15 protein-coding genes and 1 riboswitch are annotated in these 15,213 nt (G+C 48.8%); of the genes, 11 read left to right on the forward strand and 4 right to left on the reverse strand.

Annotated elements, in window-relative coordinates; translation table 11 throughout:
- Positions 1-150: 150 nt before the first annotated feature.
- A complete protein-coding gene (locus GLV97_RS19130; RefSeq protein ID WP_160890351.1) occupies positions 151-732 on the reverse strand; it encodes an SCO family protein in 582 nt (193 codons plus the stop codon).
- Positions 733-901: 169 nt separating this feature from the next.
- On the opposite strand from GLV97_RS19130, the gene GLV97_RS19135 reads away from it, so the two are divergent.
- Entirely contained in the window at positions 902-1,666 is a 765-nt protein-coding gene (locus GLV97_RS19135; protein ID WP_160890352.1) for an alpha/beta fold hydrolase, read from the forward strand.
- Between the two features lie 567 nt (positions 1,667-2,233).
- Here the strand turns inward: GLV97_RS19135 and GLV97_RS19140 are convergent.
- Positions 2,234-3,679 carry a hypothetical protein gene (locus GLV97_RS19140; protein ID WP_160890353.1) on the reverse strand — a complete coding sequence of 482 codons (1,446 nt, stop codon included), beginning with the start codon at positions 3,677-3,679 and terminating at the stop codon, positions 2,234-2,236.
- A gap of 102 nt (positions 3,680-3,781) precedes the next feature.
- Complete coding sequence (locus GLV97_RS19145) at positions 3,782-3,964, reverse strand: hypothetical protein (RefSeq protein ID WP_160839639.1); 183 nt, start codon at positions 3,962-3,964, stop codon at positions 3,782-3,784.
- A 110-nt stretch (positions 3,965-4,074) separates the two neighbouring features.
- Here GLV97_RS19145 and GLV97_RS19150 point away from each other — a divergent pair, with 110 nt between their 5' ends.
- The 9 genes from GLV97_RS19150 to GLV97_RS19190 all read left to right on the forward strand — a co-directional run bounded on the left by GLV97_RS19150 (position 4,075) and on the right by GLV97_RS19190 (position 14,363).
- Entirely contained in the window at positions 4,075-4,674 is a 600-nt protein-coding gene (locus GLV97_RS19150) for an NUDIX hydrolase (protein ID WP_160890354.1), read from the forward strand.
- A gap of 58 nt (positions 4,675-4,732) precedes the next feature.
- A complete protein-coding gene (locus GLV97_RS19155; protein ID WP_160890355.1) occupies positions 4,733-5,878 on the forward strand; it encodes a trans-sulfuration enzyme family protein in 1,146 nt (381 codons plus the stop codon).
- A gap of 76 nt (positions 5,879-5,954) precedes the next feature.
- Positions 5,955-6,063, forward strand: a riboswitch (SAM riboswitch).
- A 133-nt stretch (positions 6,064-6,196) separates the two neighbouring features.
- Positions 6,197-7,975 carry a PLP-dependent aspartate aminotransferase family protein gene (locus GLV97_RS19160; RefSeq protein WP_160839642.1) on the forward strand — a complete coding sequence of 593 codons (1,779 nt, stop codon included), beginning with the start codon at positions 6,197-6,199 and terminating at the stop codon, positions 7,973-7,975.
- Between the two features lie 19 nt (positions 7,976-7,994).
- Positions 7,995-8,978: an aliphatic sulfonate ABC transporter substrate-binding protein gene (locus tag GLV97_RS19165; protein ID WP_160890356.1), complete on the forward strand. Its 984-nt coding sequence runs from the start codon at positions 7,995-7,997 to the stop codon at positions 8,976-8,978.
- Positions 8,979-8,990: 12 nt separating this feature from the next.
- Complete coding sequence (locus GLV97_RS19170; protein WP_160890357.1) at positions 8,991-9,827, forward strand: ABC transporter permease; 837 nt, start codon at positions 8,991-8,993, stop codon at positions 9,825-9,827.
- 18 nt (positions 9,828-9,845) lie between these two features.
- Positions 9,846-10,559, forward strand: a complete 714-nt coding sequence (locus GLV97_RS19175; RefSeq protein ID WP_160839645.1) for an ATP-binding cassette domain-containing protein — start codon at positions 9,846-9,848, stop codon at positions 10,557-10,559.
- 12 nt (positions 10,560-10,571) lie between these two features.
- Positions 10,572-12,260, forward strand: coding sequence for an acetate--CoA ligase (gene acsA / locus GLV97_RS19180; RefSeq protein ID WP_160839646.1), 1,689 nt, complete (start codon positions 10,572-10,574; stop codon positions 12,258-12,260).
- Positions 12,261-12,706: 446 nt separating this feature from the next.
- Positions 12,707-13,945 carry a dicarboxylate/amino acid:cation symporter gene (locus GLV97_RS19185; protein WP_160839647.1) on the forward strand — a complete coding sequence of 413 codons (1,239 nt, stop codon included), beginning with the start codon at positions 12,707-12,709 and terminating at the stop codon, positions 13,943-13,945.
- A 190-nt stretch (positions 13,946-14,135) separates the two neighbouring features.
- A complete protein-coding gene (locus GLV97_RS19190; RefSeq protein ID WP_160890358.1) occupies positions 14,136-14,363 on the forward strand; it encodes a hypothetical protein in 228 nt (75 codons plus the stop codon).
- Here GLV97_RS19190 and GLV97_RS19195 read toward each other — a convergent pair.
- Positions 14,360-14,521 carry a hypothetical protein gene (locus GLV97_RS19195; protein WP_160890359.1) on the reverse strand — a complete coding sequence of 54 codons (162 nt, stop codon included), beginning with the start codon at positions 14,519-14,521 and terminating at the stop codon, positions 14,360-14,362. The two genes, GLV97_RS19190 and GLV97_RS19195, sit on opposite strands and share 4 nt — an antisense overlap.
- A 131-nt stretch (positions 14,522-14,652) precedes the next feature.
- On the opposite strand from GLV97_RS19195, the gene GLV97_RS19200 reads away from it, so the two are divergent.
- A complete protein-coding gene (locus GLV97_RS19200; RefSeq protein WP_160890360.1) occupies positions 14,653-15,207 on the forward strand; it encodes a methyltransferase family protein in 555 nt (184 codons plus the stop codon).
- Positions 15,208-15,213 lie beyond the last annotated feature (6 nt).

Below are 15,213 nucleotides of genomic sequence, written 5' to 3' on the forward strand. Positions count from 1 at the left end.
CTCATAATTCCATCCACTCCGTTCATAAACTTATTTTCATTATAAACGGGTTAAATTTCTAGAGATAGAAATAACCCGAATAACGGGGCACTTTTTTATAAGTGTCCATTATTCGGGTTATAGTTCACCATACGGAGAACGGCTTCTTTTTTATGAATCCACGGCGGTTTTGGTATCTTCCACAATCTGTTCAAATGGAACATCTGTGTCCCCTTTGTATTTTTTCAGGACTTTCCCGTCTTCTCCGACTAAGTAAAAGGAAGAACCGTGGATGACCTGATCATTGCCTTCCGTTTTCTGGGCAGATGTTTTGAAACTCTCCTGTGCAAACGCCTGAATCTCTTCCTGCGTATATTCCGTCAAGAATGTCCAGTTGGATTCATCCACTCCGTATTTACTTCCGAATTCCTTCAGCTTGTCCGGAGTGTCGACAGTCGGGTCTACACTGAAGGAGACACTATGTACTTCCACCCCTTCTTCCTTCAACATCTCCTTCACTTTCACCATGTTTCTCGTCATGGGCGGGCAGACGGTATTGCAGTTGGTGAAAATGAAGTCTGCCAGCCATACTTCGCCTTCTAAATCTTCCGTAGAGAAGGATTCTCCATTCTGGGTTGTCCCTTCAAAAGATTGGACTTCCCAATCTAATGTATTCTCAAGTTCATTGGATCCGCAGGCCGCAAGGATGAAGGCGAGGCTGAGCAATCCGCCTAACAGTAACAAGCGCTTCATAGGTTTCTCCTTCCGGGATATAGAGTCCTTTCTAGTGTACGACCGCCTGAAACAACGTGTCAATCTGCTGATGGACTGTTCTTAAAATGGACATAAATACCCGGTTGAATAACCCGTTCGATCAAGGGAATCCTAAGAGTCCATGATAATCGATCAGGGAGTGACAGGGATGCCTTATTATACAGACAGCCATTCAGGGAAAGCGTTGTTCTATGAGGATTTGGGGGAAGGGCAGCCGATTGTTTTCATCCATCCGCCTGGGATGGGACGGAAAGTATTCAAGATGCAGCATGAGCTGGCGGAAAAGTACCGGATCCTCCTGCCTGATTTGAGCGGGAACGGAGACTCGGAAGTGGTGACTCACTCCCCTGACATTACCTGGTATGCCCGGGAAGTGGTGGCACTGCTTGATCATCTTCATTTGGAGTCGGCGGTCATCGCCGGTTATTCGTGTGGAGGTATGGTAGCTCAGGAAACAGCCTTGACATTCCCTGAGCGTGCTAAAGCGGTCATTTTGGCAGGGGGGTTTCCGAAGGTCGAAACCGGCGGGCTCCGCTTTGAATTTCACGGGGGGATGTACTGGGTGGAAAAAAGTCCGGAAACCCTCGCCAAGTTGTTAAGCCATTCCCACTTCAGGGACGGGGGATTGAAGCGGGAGCTGAATGAACATATGGCGAAGTCTGATCCTGAAGCGTGGTATGCTTTTTATGAACGGGCGCTTCATTATGACTGCAGTCACCGGTTGAGGAATTTAAGTCAGCCGCTGCTTCTCGTATATGGAAGCAAGGAGTTCTGGATCAGTGAACACAGTCATTTTTACCAGGGCTGTCCGCAGGCAAAAATGGTTGTGATTGAGCATGCCTATCACCAGACACCGGCCACCCACTATGACCGCTTCAATGAAGCGGCATCTCAATTCATAGACGCACTATGAAAGCAGAGGCTGCGCCTCTGCTTTCAGCTTGTAGAGAAACCCCGTTTCTTTACAAGCTTTTTTCTTTCTTACCGCCAGGAGCGAAAGCCCCTTCCCTTTCCGCGGACGAGCGCCCGAGCTTCCTCGCAAAAAAACCACGCTCGGCGATCTCGGACCACTCGTTCTTCCGCAGGAGTAGAAGGGGCACCGCTCCTTGGGGAGTTTTTTTCATATTCCGGCAGGCAGCTGCCACCAGCGCCTGTTCTTTCTCTTTTTCTTTTCCACGTAACCGGCAACAGCGCAGCCCTTACCGTTCTTTGGAATCGGCGAACCTGCATAGGGCACAATCTCTCCTATAAATTCTAACGTCGGCACGAGGAGTGTTCGGTGGTGATGCCCGCGCGAACAGCACAAGCCGAAGGTCCACTTGGGCAGGCGGTCTTCCTGGACAAGTCAGCGGAGCGCGAGCCCTCGGCATTCATCCACCAATAAGCGGAATGTGTCCCTTCACACGACAAATGGACAGCTCTCACTGGTTAACAAAGGCCTTTTCTACAGCCACAAAGCAGAGGCTGTGCCTCTGCTTTGTCATTGGGGTTTCAAATCAAAGGTCGCATCGACTTCTTTTGCATAGACCATTTGGTTGACGGTAACGGTGAGCGTCGAGGCTTCCTGTATGTCGTGGGTTGGGAAGGAGATTGTAGCCATCCCATCTGTGCCTGCATAATCGGCCTGGATTTCCCGGCCGTCATCTCCCTGTACAGAAACGAAAGAAGGATGTTCTTCCTGCCCTTTTCCTGATGCGGGAAGGGGGTGAAAGGATTCTCCGACCAGTTTTTCGCTTTGGTGGTAGTCGTGCGGGCTGTAGCTCAATTCCAAGCTCATGCGCTGGTCACTCGTCGTTTCCACGCTGTCCAGATAAATATCCGTTTGGCGTGCTTCGCCGATTTTTTCGCTGATCCGTTCCGAAGTAGACTCGTTCAAGTCCACACTGTCTATATCCACAGTAAATGAATAAGAGGCATCTTCCTTAAGGTGGACATCTTCCACAACAAGCGAAAGCTCGTCAGGGATCTCTCCTAATGGTTGAAACCGTCCTTCATACGTGTGTTCGTTTTCTTTTTGATCATATCCGAGGAATACCGGGATTCGTTCTCCTGTGTCCCTCTTAAGATAGGCCTGCATCGTATGGTTGAACGCATCATGTTCATCTTCAATGTGCATGTTCATTTTTCCGTAGGAGGCTCGGATCTGAACTTCTTCCGGTTTAATGACGAGTCCGCCTTTTTCGTACGTTTCGGTGGTAGTGAATGTTTTCAAGGTATTCGCTTCCTCATTATATACGTAGGAAACAGGGACAGCTTCTGTTTCATAGTCCTCCCCGTTAATTTGGAACGTCAGGGATGTCGGTACCGTCCGGTTAACCTCTTCAACCTTCATCTCAAAGTCACTCAGGTCCCAAGGGTCACCGACCGGCGGGGTGGAAATCGCTCCATACAGACGGTTTTCGTAGATGACAGCTTCCCGGTTCCCGGATCCTGCCTGCCTGAGGTCCAATGTCTGGGCGCTTTGGTCCTCCGTCGCTTTCATATGGATGGATTGCAGCAACGGCACATTTCCGATGCCGTCCGTACCTTCCGTATCAGAAAGGAGGGCGGATAAATCAATACGGTACAGGAAGTGAATAAACCTTTCCCCATGCCACACCTCGTAAATCCGGGCCCGGCCGTCACGACCCGGCAGTGAGGCCGAGGCGTCAGGTGTGGTGGTCAACCCTTCTTTCCGAGCAAGGGCCAGACCAGGAATGCGCTCTTCAAAATACTCATGCAGGCGCTCCTCGGATTCGATTTCCTTCCAGCTGCCGGGAACGTCTTCCATATCGACAGGCTTGGCCTTTCTAAGTAAGGAACTGTCTGCTTCGTGAACCAGTTTTGTGGAGTCCTGAGAACCTGTATAAATGTATGTACCTCCTGCAAAAATGATCAGGACAGCGCCAATGATGAGCCACTTCCATTTTGCTGTGTTTTTCCCCATGGTGTTTTCATCCTTTCATCATGCTTCTCACACTCCTCTCTATACTAACAGAATTTTCTATATTTTTGATGTGACATAAAAAAACCCGCGGGTAAACGCAGGTCATTTGTCGTCATCAGAGTAATGGTGGAGAAGGGAATCTCCTTCCGAATGGTTGTGATCTTCCTGTAAAGCTTCCGGTGGTTCGTGGGAAAAAGCCTGATTGAATTTGGCTGAACGGTTAAAGGCTTCTGCCGCCTCATTCGACTGCTCTACATGGCCGCGGCGTGTTTTCTTTTCGGTCATCGTTCCACCTCCTTTTGTTTAAGGTTTCCTCCTTGCTGATAAATTAAACTTCTGGATATCATAGACAGTAATTATGGAAACAGTCGTGTTTATGGAGAGGAGTAAAAGCGATGGATGAACTACTGGATATTTTTAATGAAAAAGAAGAAAAAACGGGGGTCAAAGCCCGGGGAGAGGTTCACAGAGACGGAGACTGGCACGAAACATTTCACTGCTGGGTTTTGGCAAAGTCGGATTCTGAATGGCATATGCTGCTTCAGAAGAGAGCTTTTGATAAAGCGGACTATCCCGGGTTCTATGATATAACGGCCGCCGGACACATCGAATCCGGGGAGGGGTTGATTCCAGGAGGCCTGCGGGAAATCAGGGAGGAACTTGGACTGTCCCTGGAACGTTCTGACTTAACCCCGGCGGGATATGTAAAAGAAGAATTGAGCGGGAAAGGCATGGTGGACAGGGAAATCTGCCGGTTGTTTTTCTATACATGGACGGGCGGGGATATGCCGATTGGACATGAAGTGGCAGATGTCCTTGCCGTTCCTCTGAAACAACTGTCTCCTTGGTTGACCGGAGAAAAAGAAAGGGTCACAGGTGTTTCTGTGTGCACTGGAAAAACAGAAGACATGAAGGCGGTGTCATGGGTTCCCCACACATCGGTTTACCGGCACCACTTGATCTCGGCCGTGTCTGAATATGTCGAAAAACTTTGACAATAACACCTTTCCATCGATATAATTCTTGATTAAGTGATCTGAAAGGAGTCGACCAATGACACAACCGAGCTTTGAAACAAAAATTGTCCATCATAAACAGGATCAGTCACAGGTGCACAACAGCAAGACTACACCGATTTACCAGACGTCCGCCTTTACTTTTAAGGATCTCGACCATCTTGAAAGTTATTATGAAGGAGAAAGTCCATATTTATATACAAGGGAAAAGAATCCGAATACCGATGAGCTTGCAGGCACCGTTGCTGAGCTGGAAGGTGCTCCGGCAGGGGTCGCTTCTTCTTCAGGTATGTCTGCAATCCTGGCAGGTATTCTGGCGGCTGTTGAACCAGGCGGCCATATCGTAGCCGCAGAGGATGTGTACGGAGGGACACATAAACTTCTGACGAAAGAACTGCCCGCCTTCGGAATCGAGGTATCCATGGTTTCCTTTACCGATTTGGAAGAGGTTGAGAAATCCATCCAGCCCCATACAAACCTGCTGTATACGGAATCGATTTCGAACCCCTTCCTGCGTGTGGAAAATTTAAAGGGCCTTCAGCAGCTCGCTCAAAAACACAGTCTGAAAACGATGGTGGATAATACATTTGCCACCCCTTACCTTGTTCAGCCTTATGAGTACGGAATAGACCTTGTTGTTCACAGCGCTACCAAATACATAGGCGGTCATAGTGACGTGACGTGCGGCGTTCTTGTCGGAGCGGAGCCATTGATTTCCAAGGCTTCTCAGAAAATCGTCACCCTGGGAGCCAATTTAAGTCCATTTGAAGCATGGCTGACCCAGAGAGGGGCCAAAACGCTTGCTCTGCGTATGAAGCAGCAGTCTGCCAATGCCCAAAGCGTAGCAGAAGCTCTTCAACAGCATGATGGGGTCGATCAAGTGTTTTATCCGGAATTCGTATCCGAGCGGGGAAATGGAGCCATTGTCACGATAGAATTATCCCGGCGTGTTAATGTGGAAACCTTCTTCAAGTCTCTCGGGTGGATTAAAATTGCCCCTACACTTGCAGGCGTCCAGACGACCGTATCCTACCCTGTCCGTACGTCGCACAGAGCTCTGTCAGAAGCGGAGCGCGAAAAAATCGGGGTGAATGATTACGTGATCCGCTTATCCATCGGAATTGAGAGCGGTGAAGATATCGTTCATCAGCTGAAAAGTACCATTGACGCTTCCATTATATAAAAATTCAGAATGTTATTGACACTTACGTGGAGAATCAGCTATAATTCACATTATAATCAAAATTAAATGACCATTACTCTTATTAAGAGCGGCTGAGGGAATAGGCCCTGTGAAGCCCGGCAACCTTCAAACATCGGTTTGAAAAGGTGCCAAGTCCTACAGATCATGGATCTGGAAGATAAGAGGAGGATACTCGAACGTTCAGCCCTCTTCTTATATGGAAGGGGGCTTTTTGCATGGCTGAAAGCACTGGAGAGGCCCCTTTTCTCAAAATGCTTATTAAAATGATGGGAATAATCAATTTTAGGAGGACATACAATGACCAATACTTTTGAAGGCTACGATATCGATACCATTTCTCTGCACGGAGGCCAGTCCCCGGATCCTACAACCGGTTCACGGGCGGTCCCGATTTACCAGACGACATCCTATGTTTTTCATGACACCGATCACGCCCAGAGCCTTTTTGCCCTTGATGAACCAGGAAACATTTATTCCCGGCTCGGAAATCCAACGGTGGATGTTTTCGAAAAGCGTATGGCGCTTCTTGAAGGCGGCGTGGCTTCTGTTGCGACAGCTTCCGGCATGTCTGCCATTGCTCTTGCTGTTTTGAACGTGGCGGGGGCAGGAGATGAAGTCGTGGCAGCCTCCAATCTGTACGGCGGAACTTATAATTTATTCGCCAATACTTTACCACGATATGGCGTTAAAGTTCGTTTTGTGGACCCAGTTGATCCTGAAAATTTCAGACACGCCATCAATGAGAACACGAAAGCGGTCTTCGCCGAAACGATCGGCAACCCGAGTCTTCACGTACTTGATTTTGAGAAAGTGTCCGCCATTGCCCACGAAAATGAAATCCCGCTGATTGTAGACAACACGTTTGCCACACCTTACACGTGCCGTCCGATTGAACACGGAGCTGACATTGTCGTCCATTCGGCTACGAAATGGATTGGCGGTCATGGTACAGCCATCGGCGGCGTCGTTGTCGACGGAGGTCAATTTGACTGGGGCAATGGAAAGTTTCCTGTTTTCACAGAGCCGGATCCGAGCTACAACGGAATTGTTTATACAGCGGATTTCGGTACGCTCGCCTATATTACCAAGCTTCGTGTCCAGCTGCTCCGTGATTTTGGTTCCTGCCTCAGTCCGCAGAATGCTTTTCTTCTGCTTCAGGGACTTGAAACGCTTCATCTTCGTGTTGAGCGTCATTCAGATAACGCCCTGGAAGTGGCTGCATACTTGGCGGAACACCCGGATGTGGACTGGGTTTCCTATCCCGGATTGAAAAACCATCCCGCTCATGAACTGGCGAATCAGTATTTAGAGGGCGGCTACGGCTCCATTGTCGTGTTTGGAATCAAAGGGGGAAGAGAGGCTGGAAGTCGGGTGATCAACAACATCTCGCTGTGGTCCCATGTCGCTAATGTCGGCGATGCGAAGTCTCTGATCATCCACCCGGCCTCCACTACGCACCAGCAGCTTTCCGTCGAGGAGCTCGCCGCAAGCGGCGTGACGGAAGAGCTCATCCGTCTTTCTATCGGACTTGAATCCAGCAAGGATTTGATTAATGACCTTGACCGTGCCATTGCCAAAGCGACGGGAAATGCATCCGAAAAACGCGCCATTACAGAGAATGACGAAGGAGTCATCAAGTGGGCGCTGAGCTCTGCGAAAATAACGGAAGAAGGAAAGACACGTCCGAAACGGCTGGCTGTTGTAGGTCTCAGCGGAAAGCCTTCCCGCCCGAGTCACCGTCTTGCAAGAAAAATGCAGCGGCTCGGCTATCAGATTGTGCCCGTGAACCCGCGGGAGGAAGAAGTGCTTGGAGAGAAAGCTTATCCAGATTTGAGATCGATCCCATTCAACGTGGATGTCGTCCAGGTCTTCCGAAGCCCTGAAGCGGCGATTGAAATTGCCAGAGAAGCAGCAGACATCCAACCCGGCGTGTTCTGGCTCCAGGAAGGTGTCATTTCACCAAAAGCAGCGGAAATCGCCAGTGAAGCGGGTCTTGAAGTTGTCCATAACCGTTGTACTTACAAAGAAGCACAGCGGCTGCGTGGAAGTATCGATACGTATGCATGCGAAATTTAAATAGGGAGTAGGGGAAAATATGAATTGGAAAAAAGCCATAGCTGTTATTGGAGCAGCGGCCGCTGTAGGGCTTGCCGGGTGCTCAAGTAATGCGGAAGGTCAGGAAGATAAGCTGGATACAGTGACCCTTGATTATGCCTATTACTCCCCAACCAGTCTCGTACTGAAAGAAAAAGGGTGGGCCGAAGAAGCTTTTGAAGACCAGGGTATTGAAGTGGAATGGGTGCTCAGCCAGGGAAGCAACAAGGCGCTTGAGTTTTTGAATTCCAGCAGTATTGATTTCGGTTCGACGGCTGGGGCGGCCGCGCTGATGGCTAAAGCGAACAATGCTCCTGTAGAATCCATCTACCTCTATTCCAAGCCGGAATGGACCGCTTTAGTGACGAATCCGGATGCCGGTATTTCCTCTGTAGAGGATTTGAAAGGGAAGAAAGTCGCTGCGACGCTCGGGACCGATCCTTATATCTTCCTTGTCCGTGCTTTAAAGGATCACGGTCTGAGTGTGGATGATATTGAGCTTGTCAACCTGCAGCATCCCGAAGGGGCATCCGCCTTGAACTCCGGCAATGTTGATGCATGGGCAGGGCTCGACCCCCACATGGCGCGTAATGAACTGGAAGCCGGGGCAGAGTTGTTTTACCGAAAGCCTGAATTCAATACGTACGGGACGTTGAATGTCCGCTCTGAGTTTGCAGATGAACACCCTGACGTCGTGAAAGATGTTATTAAAGCCTACGAAAAAGCACGGGAGTGGACGATAGAACATCCGGATGAAGCCGCTGAAATTCTAGCGGAGGAAGCCAATCTCGATCTTGAGGTAGCGAAGAAGAGTCTGGACCGCAACGACTTGTCCGGCCCGGTTCCGGGAGATGCTTTGAAAGAAACCATTCAAGGCGCCGGCACAGTCCTGCAGGAAGAAGAAGTGATCAAACCGGATGTGGATGTTGACCAGTTGACGGAAGAGCTTGTCCGGCCTGAATTTGCCGAAGAAGTGATTAAATAAGGAGGTCCAACGATGTCCAGTCGTACAGAAGCTGCTGTTTCATCACCAGCTGTGCAGCGAACGAAAATCAAGACGTCTCCGAAAAGGAAGCGGGGAGGAGCTTGGCTGGGACTGATTCTTCCGGTGCTGCTGCTCGTTCTATGGGAAACAGCTTCCCGGGCGGGATGGGTGGCCCCTTACCTGCTGCCTTCTCCAACAGCTGTTGTTGAGGAAATGACCGGTATGGCGCAGGACGGGGAATTATGGGGGCATATCAGCATTACCCTTTACCGTGTATCTGCCGGGTTTCTTGCCGGTCTGTCCGCAGCTGTTGTACTTGGAGCAGCTACAGGATACAGCCGCCTCGCCCGCCAGCTGCTTGATCCGATGCTTCAGGCGCTGAGGGCGATACCATCGCTTGCCTGGGTGCCTTTGTTCGTCCTTTGGATCGGAATTGGTGAAGCGTCGAAAATTACGCTTGTGGCTGTCGGGGTGTTTTTTCCTGTGTATTTAAATTTAACGTCCGGCATTCAGGGAGTCGATCGGAAACTGATTGAAGTCGGGCGTATCTATCAATTTACGAGTCTGCAGCAGATTAAAAAAATCATCCTGCCAGCCGCGCTTCCATCGTTTATCGTTGGACTCAGGAGCGGCCTCAGTCTCGGTTGGATGTTCGTCGTAGCCGCTGAGCTGCTGGGTGCCAGCCAGGGACTTGGTTATTTGATGGTGTATGGTCAGAATACGTCTGCCCCTGCCATTGTTATTGGAAGCATCCTTCTCTTTGCTGTTTTCGGCAAACTTACGGATGAGGTATTGAAGAGAATACAGACGAGAGCATTGAAGTGGCAGGATAATTTAGAAAATGCCTAACAGAAAGGAACGATCCATGTGCTGGCAGTCAATCAAGTGTCACGAACGTTCCAATCCGGAACGACAGGATTTGAAAATATAGATTTACAGGTAAAAAGAGGAGAGGTCGTCGGAGTGCTCGGTACGAGTGGATGTGGGAAGAGTACGCTTCTTCGTGTTCTTTCCGGTCTGGATCCGGAGTACGAAGGGAGCATCCGGACAAAATCTGAAAATCACGCCAATGCTTTCGGAATGATGTTTCAAGAGCCGCGTCTCATGCCGTGGCTGGATGTCCTCGATAACGTCACATTCGGTTTTTCCAAACCGTCCAAAAAGGAGGCCGCTTTGGAACTGATTGAAACGGTGGGGTTAAAAGGATTTGAGCATCATTATCCCAAGGATTTATCCGGTGGTATGGCACAGCGGGCCGCTATTGCAAGGTCACTCCTCAGCCGCCCGGACATCCTTCTTCTTGATGAACCTTTCAGCGCACTGGATGCTTTTACGAAGATGCAGCTGCAGGATCTTCTGCTTTCGATATGGGAACAGCATCACACTACAACCCTCCTGGTTACGCATGATATTGATGAAGCCCTTTATCTGTGTGACCGCATTGTCATCATGAGAGGGCAGCCGGGACGAATCGAGTCGGAGCTGTTCATCCAGAGACCGAAACCGAGAAAACGCGGCGATGCCGTTCTGGGTGAATTGAAAGAGCAGATTCTCCGGGAACTTGATTTTACGAAACGATAAGGAGGTACAACTATGACAACCGTAACTATTCCACCTGCGAAGGGAGATTATCAGGTCGGACGCGAATGGAGGGAAGGGGATCCGTTCCATTGGAAGGAAATCCACTCCAGATTCACCTGGCATGGGACGGGGAAGGTAAACATGGCCTATGAGTGTGTCGACCGACACGTAGCAGAAGGTAAAGGCGACAAAACAGCTCTGCACTTTTTATCTGAAGGCGAAGAGACCACGTACACGTATGCTGAACTTCAGCGTGAAGTGAACCGCTGGGCGCGTGTGCTCCAGCAGAATGGCGTGAAGAAGGGGGATTTCGTTTTTGTTTTCCTTCCCAAGCATCCTTTCTGCCACATCGCCATGCTGGCTGCCATCAAGCTGGGTGCTGTCGTCGGTCCACTGTTTGAAGCTTTTATGGAAGAAGCGGTAAAGGACAGGATCAACGATTGTGAAGGGGAATATTTAATAACCGACCACTCTTTCCTGGATCGTGTTATCCCGGAAGACATTCCAAGTCTGAAGACTATTTTTGTTACCGACAAACAGGACGGAGAGTACATTTCAATTACAAAAGAAGCAGAAAAGGAAACTCCGGAATTTGAAACGGTATGGGTCGATCTGGAGGACGGTTTAAACATTCATTATACGAGCGGATCGACCGGGAAGCCGAAAGGCATCATCCATGCCCACCGGAATATGATCCAGCAGTACCAGACAGGACGCTGGGTACTGGATCTCCATGAGTCGGATGTTTACTGGTGTACCGCCCACCCTGGCTGGGTGACAGGTACGGTGTATGGAGTGTTTGCTCCCCTGTTGAACGGGGTAACGACCGTCATTCATGGAGGACGTTTTTCTGCCGAGGCTTGGTACGGAGTACTGGAACGGGCGGGGGTAACTGTCTGGTACAGTGCACCGACCGCTTTCCGAATGCTGAAATCCCAGTTGGAAGGTCTTCATAAAGACTACGATTTATCCAACTTGCGGCATGTGCTGAGTGTCGGGGAACCGTTAAACCCGGAGGTTATTCACTGGGCTTATAAAACGTGGGGACTTCGAATCCATGATACGTGGTGGATGACGGAAACGGGGGCGCAGCTTGTAGCCAACCTGCCGACGAGAACCATTAAACCGGGGTCCATGGGACGGCCGATCCCGGGAATAAAGGCAGCTGTGCTGGATGAAGAGGGCAGGGAGCTTCCGGCCAATGAAACCGGTCATCTTGCTATACAGGCCTCCTGGCCGTCCATGATGAAGGAAGTATGGAAAAATCCTGAGAAATACAATACTTATTTTCCCTTCGGAGGGAACTGGTACCTGGCTGGTGATCTGGCCTATATGGATGAAGACGGCTATATTTTTTTCCAGGGACGGAGTGATGACATGATCAACTCTTCCGGGGAAAGGATCGGTCCTTTTGAAATTGAAAGCAAGCTGATGGAGCATCCTGCGGTCAAAGAGTCCGGGGTCATTGGGAAGCCGGATGATGTACGCGGGGAAATCGTAAAAGCCTATATCGTTTTAAATGAGGGATATGAAGGTTCGGAAGAGTTATCAAAAGACATCCGCGGCTTTGTGAAGAGCAGCCTGGCTGCACACGCTGCTCCCAGGGAAATAGCCTTTACAGCGGAACTTCCCAAGACCCAGATCAGCGGCAAGGTCCTGCGGAGAGAACTCAAAAAATGGGAAAAAGAGGGAGTTCTTTAATAAGAACGGCCGCTTCAGAGGCGGCCGTTTTTTTATGCATGAAATGTATATAATATGCACCCGGTTTTATATTTTTATAAAATTGTAATAAATTCTAAAATTTCTCATATTCCTGTAAAGACTGTCCTTAAGCGGTTCTTCCGGCCGGTGAATCGTATGAAAACTGTTCCTGAAGCGCATGCATAAAAAACTGCCAGCAAATTCTATTCAAAATTTAGTCATTCTGTGCTATAATCTATAAAGCACGATCCATCCATATGGTTGCAGCCAAAAGTTAATGATTGAAGCTACGTTTAGACACTCATACCCAAAGAGGTACAAACGCCCCACTGCGTACGTCTTTTTTTAATGGTTTAAGAATGCAATTTTTCACACTTTTTCAAAAAACTGCATTCAAAGGAAATAATAAGAAAGCGCTATCATATTTGTTTTCAGGAGGTTACGTCATGAAGTTAACAACCAAGATTTTTATAGGTTTAATCCTTGGTGCTGTCGTAGGTCTGGGCCTTCACTTAGCTGCCCCTGATCTATTTACGACTTTGGATGCCTATATTTTCAGTCCATTAGGGACGGTCTTTTTAAATCTTATCAAAATGCTCGTCGTCCCGATCGTGTTCTTCTCCATCACACTGGGAACAGCTTCCCTTGGGGATCCGAAGAAACTCGGGAGAATCGGCGGAAAAACCATCGGATTCTTTCTGGCTACGACTACTATCGCCATCTCCATTGCCATCGGACTGGCTTATCTCTTTCAGCCGGGCAATATTGATATCAGTACGACCGGTGCGGAGTATGAGGCTCAGGAAGCTCCTGGTGTTGTAGAAACCTTTACGAACATCATTCCGACCAACCCGATCCAGTCTATGACAGATGGCAACATGCTGCAGATCATCGCTTTTGCAATCTTTATCGGTTTTGCTCTGGCTATGCTTGGTAAGAAAACCGAAGGCATTTATAAACTGGTGGAGCAGGGGAACGAGATTATGATGTTCCTCGTTAATCTGATTATGCGTTTTGCGCCATATGGTGCTTTCGGTCTTCTGGCTTCAGCCATTGGAACGATGGGTATTGACGGTATGCGTGCGATGGGTATGTATATGTTTGTCGTCCTGCTCGGATTGTTTATCCATGCAATCGTAACGTATGGTTCAGCGGTTTCTTTCCTTGGTAAGATGAACCCGATTACGTTCTTCAAAGGATTTTTCCCGGCAATGACGGTTGGGTTCAGTACATCCAGTTCAAGTTCAACTCTGCCGATTTCCATGAAAACGGCTCAGGAAAACTTAAATGTTCCGAAATCCGTAAGTAGTTTCGTCCAGCCTCTCGGGGCAACCATCAACATGGATGGGACAGCGATTATGCAGGGTGTGGCGACGATCTTTATCGCTCAGGTTTATGGATCTGATTTATCCTTTGCTTCATTAATTATGGTCGTGTTAACCGCTGTGCTCGCGAGTATCGGTACGGCCGGTGTCCCAGGTGTCGGTCTGATCATGCTTGCCATGGTACTGAACCAGGTTTCCCTTCCGGTTGAAGGTATTGCGTTGATCATTGGTATCGACCGTCTTCTTGATATGACACGAACAGCTTTGAATATTACAGGCGATGCTGCTTGTGCCGTGGTTGTTGCCGAATCCGAGAAGAAACACGGATTGGAAGAAGAAACACAACGTATGCAAGCATAAACGGAACGCTTTAAAAGTGCAACCTTTTGGTTGCACTTTTTTTATTTTTTAAAGACTGCTGTGCCGGGCTTGAGAAGACATTTGGAAAAGTGCGGATCCCCTCCTGTCTTTAGTGTCTCTACGTGTAAGGGGAGCCGGCCCGGGGTATAGTAGAAGATAGATATAAAAGTAGGAAGAGGTGTTTGTTTCCATGTTTTACTCTGTAACGTTCCAAAAAATCATCTACTTAACCGCCATCGGAGTGATCATCGGGGCGATTGTCGGCTTTTCTGCCGTTCTCGGATTTGACCTCGGTGGAACATCCTTTATCCTTTCCATGTTTTTGAGCATCCTGCTCGTCTACGTGACAGCTATGTATGCCGAACTCTATCACATCCGTGAGGCCATCAATAAACAGCACAGGGACGAACGACGCTAGTGTGGACCGTTCAGCAGGCTGTAGGAAAGGACAAGCAGGTAGAAGAGGGCCAGGATCGCAATCGTCCAGTAGGTCCCTCTGGATAATTTCCTGAAGATCACAAAAAAAGTGGTGGTTACAGCGGACAGAATAAAAACCCAGTAAAATGCTTCCATCATAAAGCTCCTTCCTTTCTTTATATAGTAAAGACGTGCAGGACGATGGGCAAGACCTGTTTACGTTGGGAAGAACAGGGGAAAAAGGAGCATAGTAGCAGCTATGAAAGTGGAAAGGAGGGGGTTGGGCTGTCATGACTGTTTTTGAACTGCTTTTTATGCTCGTGACCGTCTTCTGGCTTGCGGAATTTTTCATTTTCCGTAACGACAGATCGGACAGTGATGATCAGGAGCACCGTTCCTTTCCACTGATTTTTATTATGGTCGTCTTGACTGTCGGCTCTTCTCTTATATTAAGGGAAGGGGAGGTTGGAATCACTACTGCCCCCTGGGTGTGGTGGACAGGATTAATCTTGTATGCTTCAGGGACCTTTCTCCGGTACTGGGGAATCCTTCATTTGAAGGAGCAGTTTACGAGAAACGTAGCGGTCCGTAGAGGGGACAGACTCGTCAGTTCAGGGCCCTACCGGCTGTTGCGGCACCCTTTGTATACAGGATTGTTTTTTATCATTGTCGGGTTTTGCCTTGGAACCGGCAATGTCTATCCCGCTGTTCTATTTGGCATAATGATAACAGTCGCTTTACTACATAGAATCCGGCTTGAAGAAGCGATGTTGACGAAAGAACACGGGGATATGTACAGGGAATGGTGTGTGAAAAGATACCGCTTCATTCCTTTTGTTTATTAAATTTGG

Source organism: Halobacillus litoralis (genome assembly GCF_009856355.1).
GTDB classification, from domain to species: Bacteria; Bacillota; Bacilli; order Bacillales; family Halobacillaceae; genus Halobacillus; species Halobacillus litoralis_B.

Excerpts from the sequence above, each read along its gene's own strand:
- GLV97_RS19140 (WP_160890353.1), bottom strand. The coding sequence starts at position 3,679 with ATGGGGAAAAACACAGCAAAATGGAAGTGGCTCATCATTGGCGCTGTC.
- GLV97_RS19155 (WP_160890355.1), top strand. The coding sequence starts at position 4,733 with ATGACACAACCGAGCTTTGAAACAAAAATTGTCCATCATAAACAGGAT.
- GLV97_RS19160 (WP_160839642.1), top strand. The coding sequence starts at position 6,197 with ATGACCAATACTTTTGAAGGCTACGATATCGATACCATTTCTCTGCAC.
- GLV97_RS19190 (WP_160890358.1), top strand. The coding sequence starts at position 14,136 with ATGTTTTACTCTGTAACGTTCCAAAAAATCATCTACTTAACCGCCATC.
- GLV97_RS19135 (WP_160890352.1), top strand. The coding sequence starts at position 902 with ATGCCTTATTATACAGACAGCCATTCAGGGAAAGCGTTGTTCTATGAG.
- GLV97_RS19185 (WP_160839647.1), top strand. The coding sequence starts at position 12,707 with ATGAAGTTAACAACCAAGATTTTTATAGGTTTAATCCTTGGTGCTGTC.
- GLV97_RS19130 (WP_160890351.1), bottom strand. The coding sequence starts at position 732 with ATGAAGCGCTTGTTACTGTTAGGCGGATTGCTCAGCCTCGCCTTCATC.
- acsA (WP_160839646.1), top strand. The coding sequence starts at position 10,572 with ATGACAACCGTAACTATTCCACCTGCGAAGGGAGATTATCAGGTCGGA.
- GLV97_RS19150 (WP_160890354.1), top strand. The coding sequence starts at position 4,075 with ATGGATGAACTACTGGATATTTTTAATGAAAAAGAAGAAAAAACGGGG.
- GLV97_RS19200 (WP_160890360.1), top strand. The coding sequence starts at position 14,653 with ATGACTGTTTTTGAACTGCTTTTTATGCTCGTGACCGTCTTCTGGCTT.
- GLV97_RS19170 (WP_160890357.1), top strand. The coding sequence starts at position 8,991 with ATGTCCAGTCGTACAGAAGCTGCTGTTTCATCACCAGCTGTGCAGCGA.
- GLV97_RS19165 (WP_160890356.1), top strand. The coding sequence starts at position 7,995 with ATGAATTGGAAAAAAGCCATAGCTGTTATTGGAGCAGCGGCCGCTGTA.
- GLV97_RS19195 (WP_160890359.1), bottom strand. The coding sequence starts at position 14,521 with ATGATGGAAGCATTTTACTGGGTTTTTATTCTGTCCGCTGTAACCACC.
- GLV97_RS19145 (WP_160839639.1), bottom strand. The coding sequence starts at position 3,964 with ATGACCGAAAAGAAAACACGCCGCGGCCATGTAGAGCAGTCGAATGAG.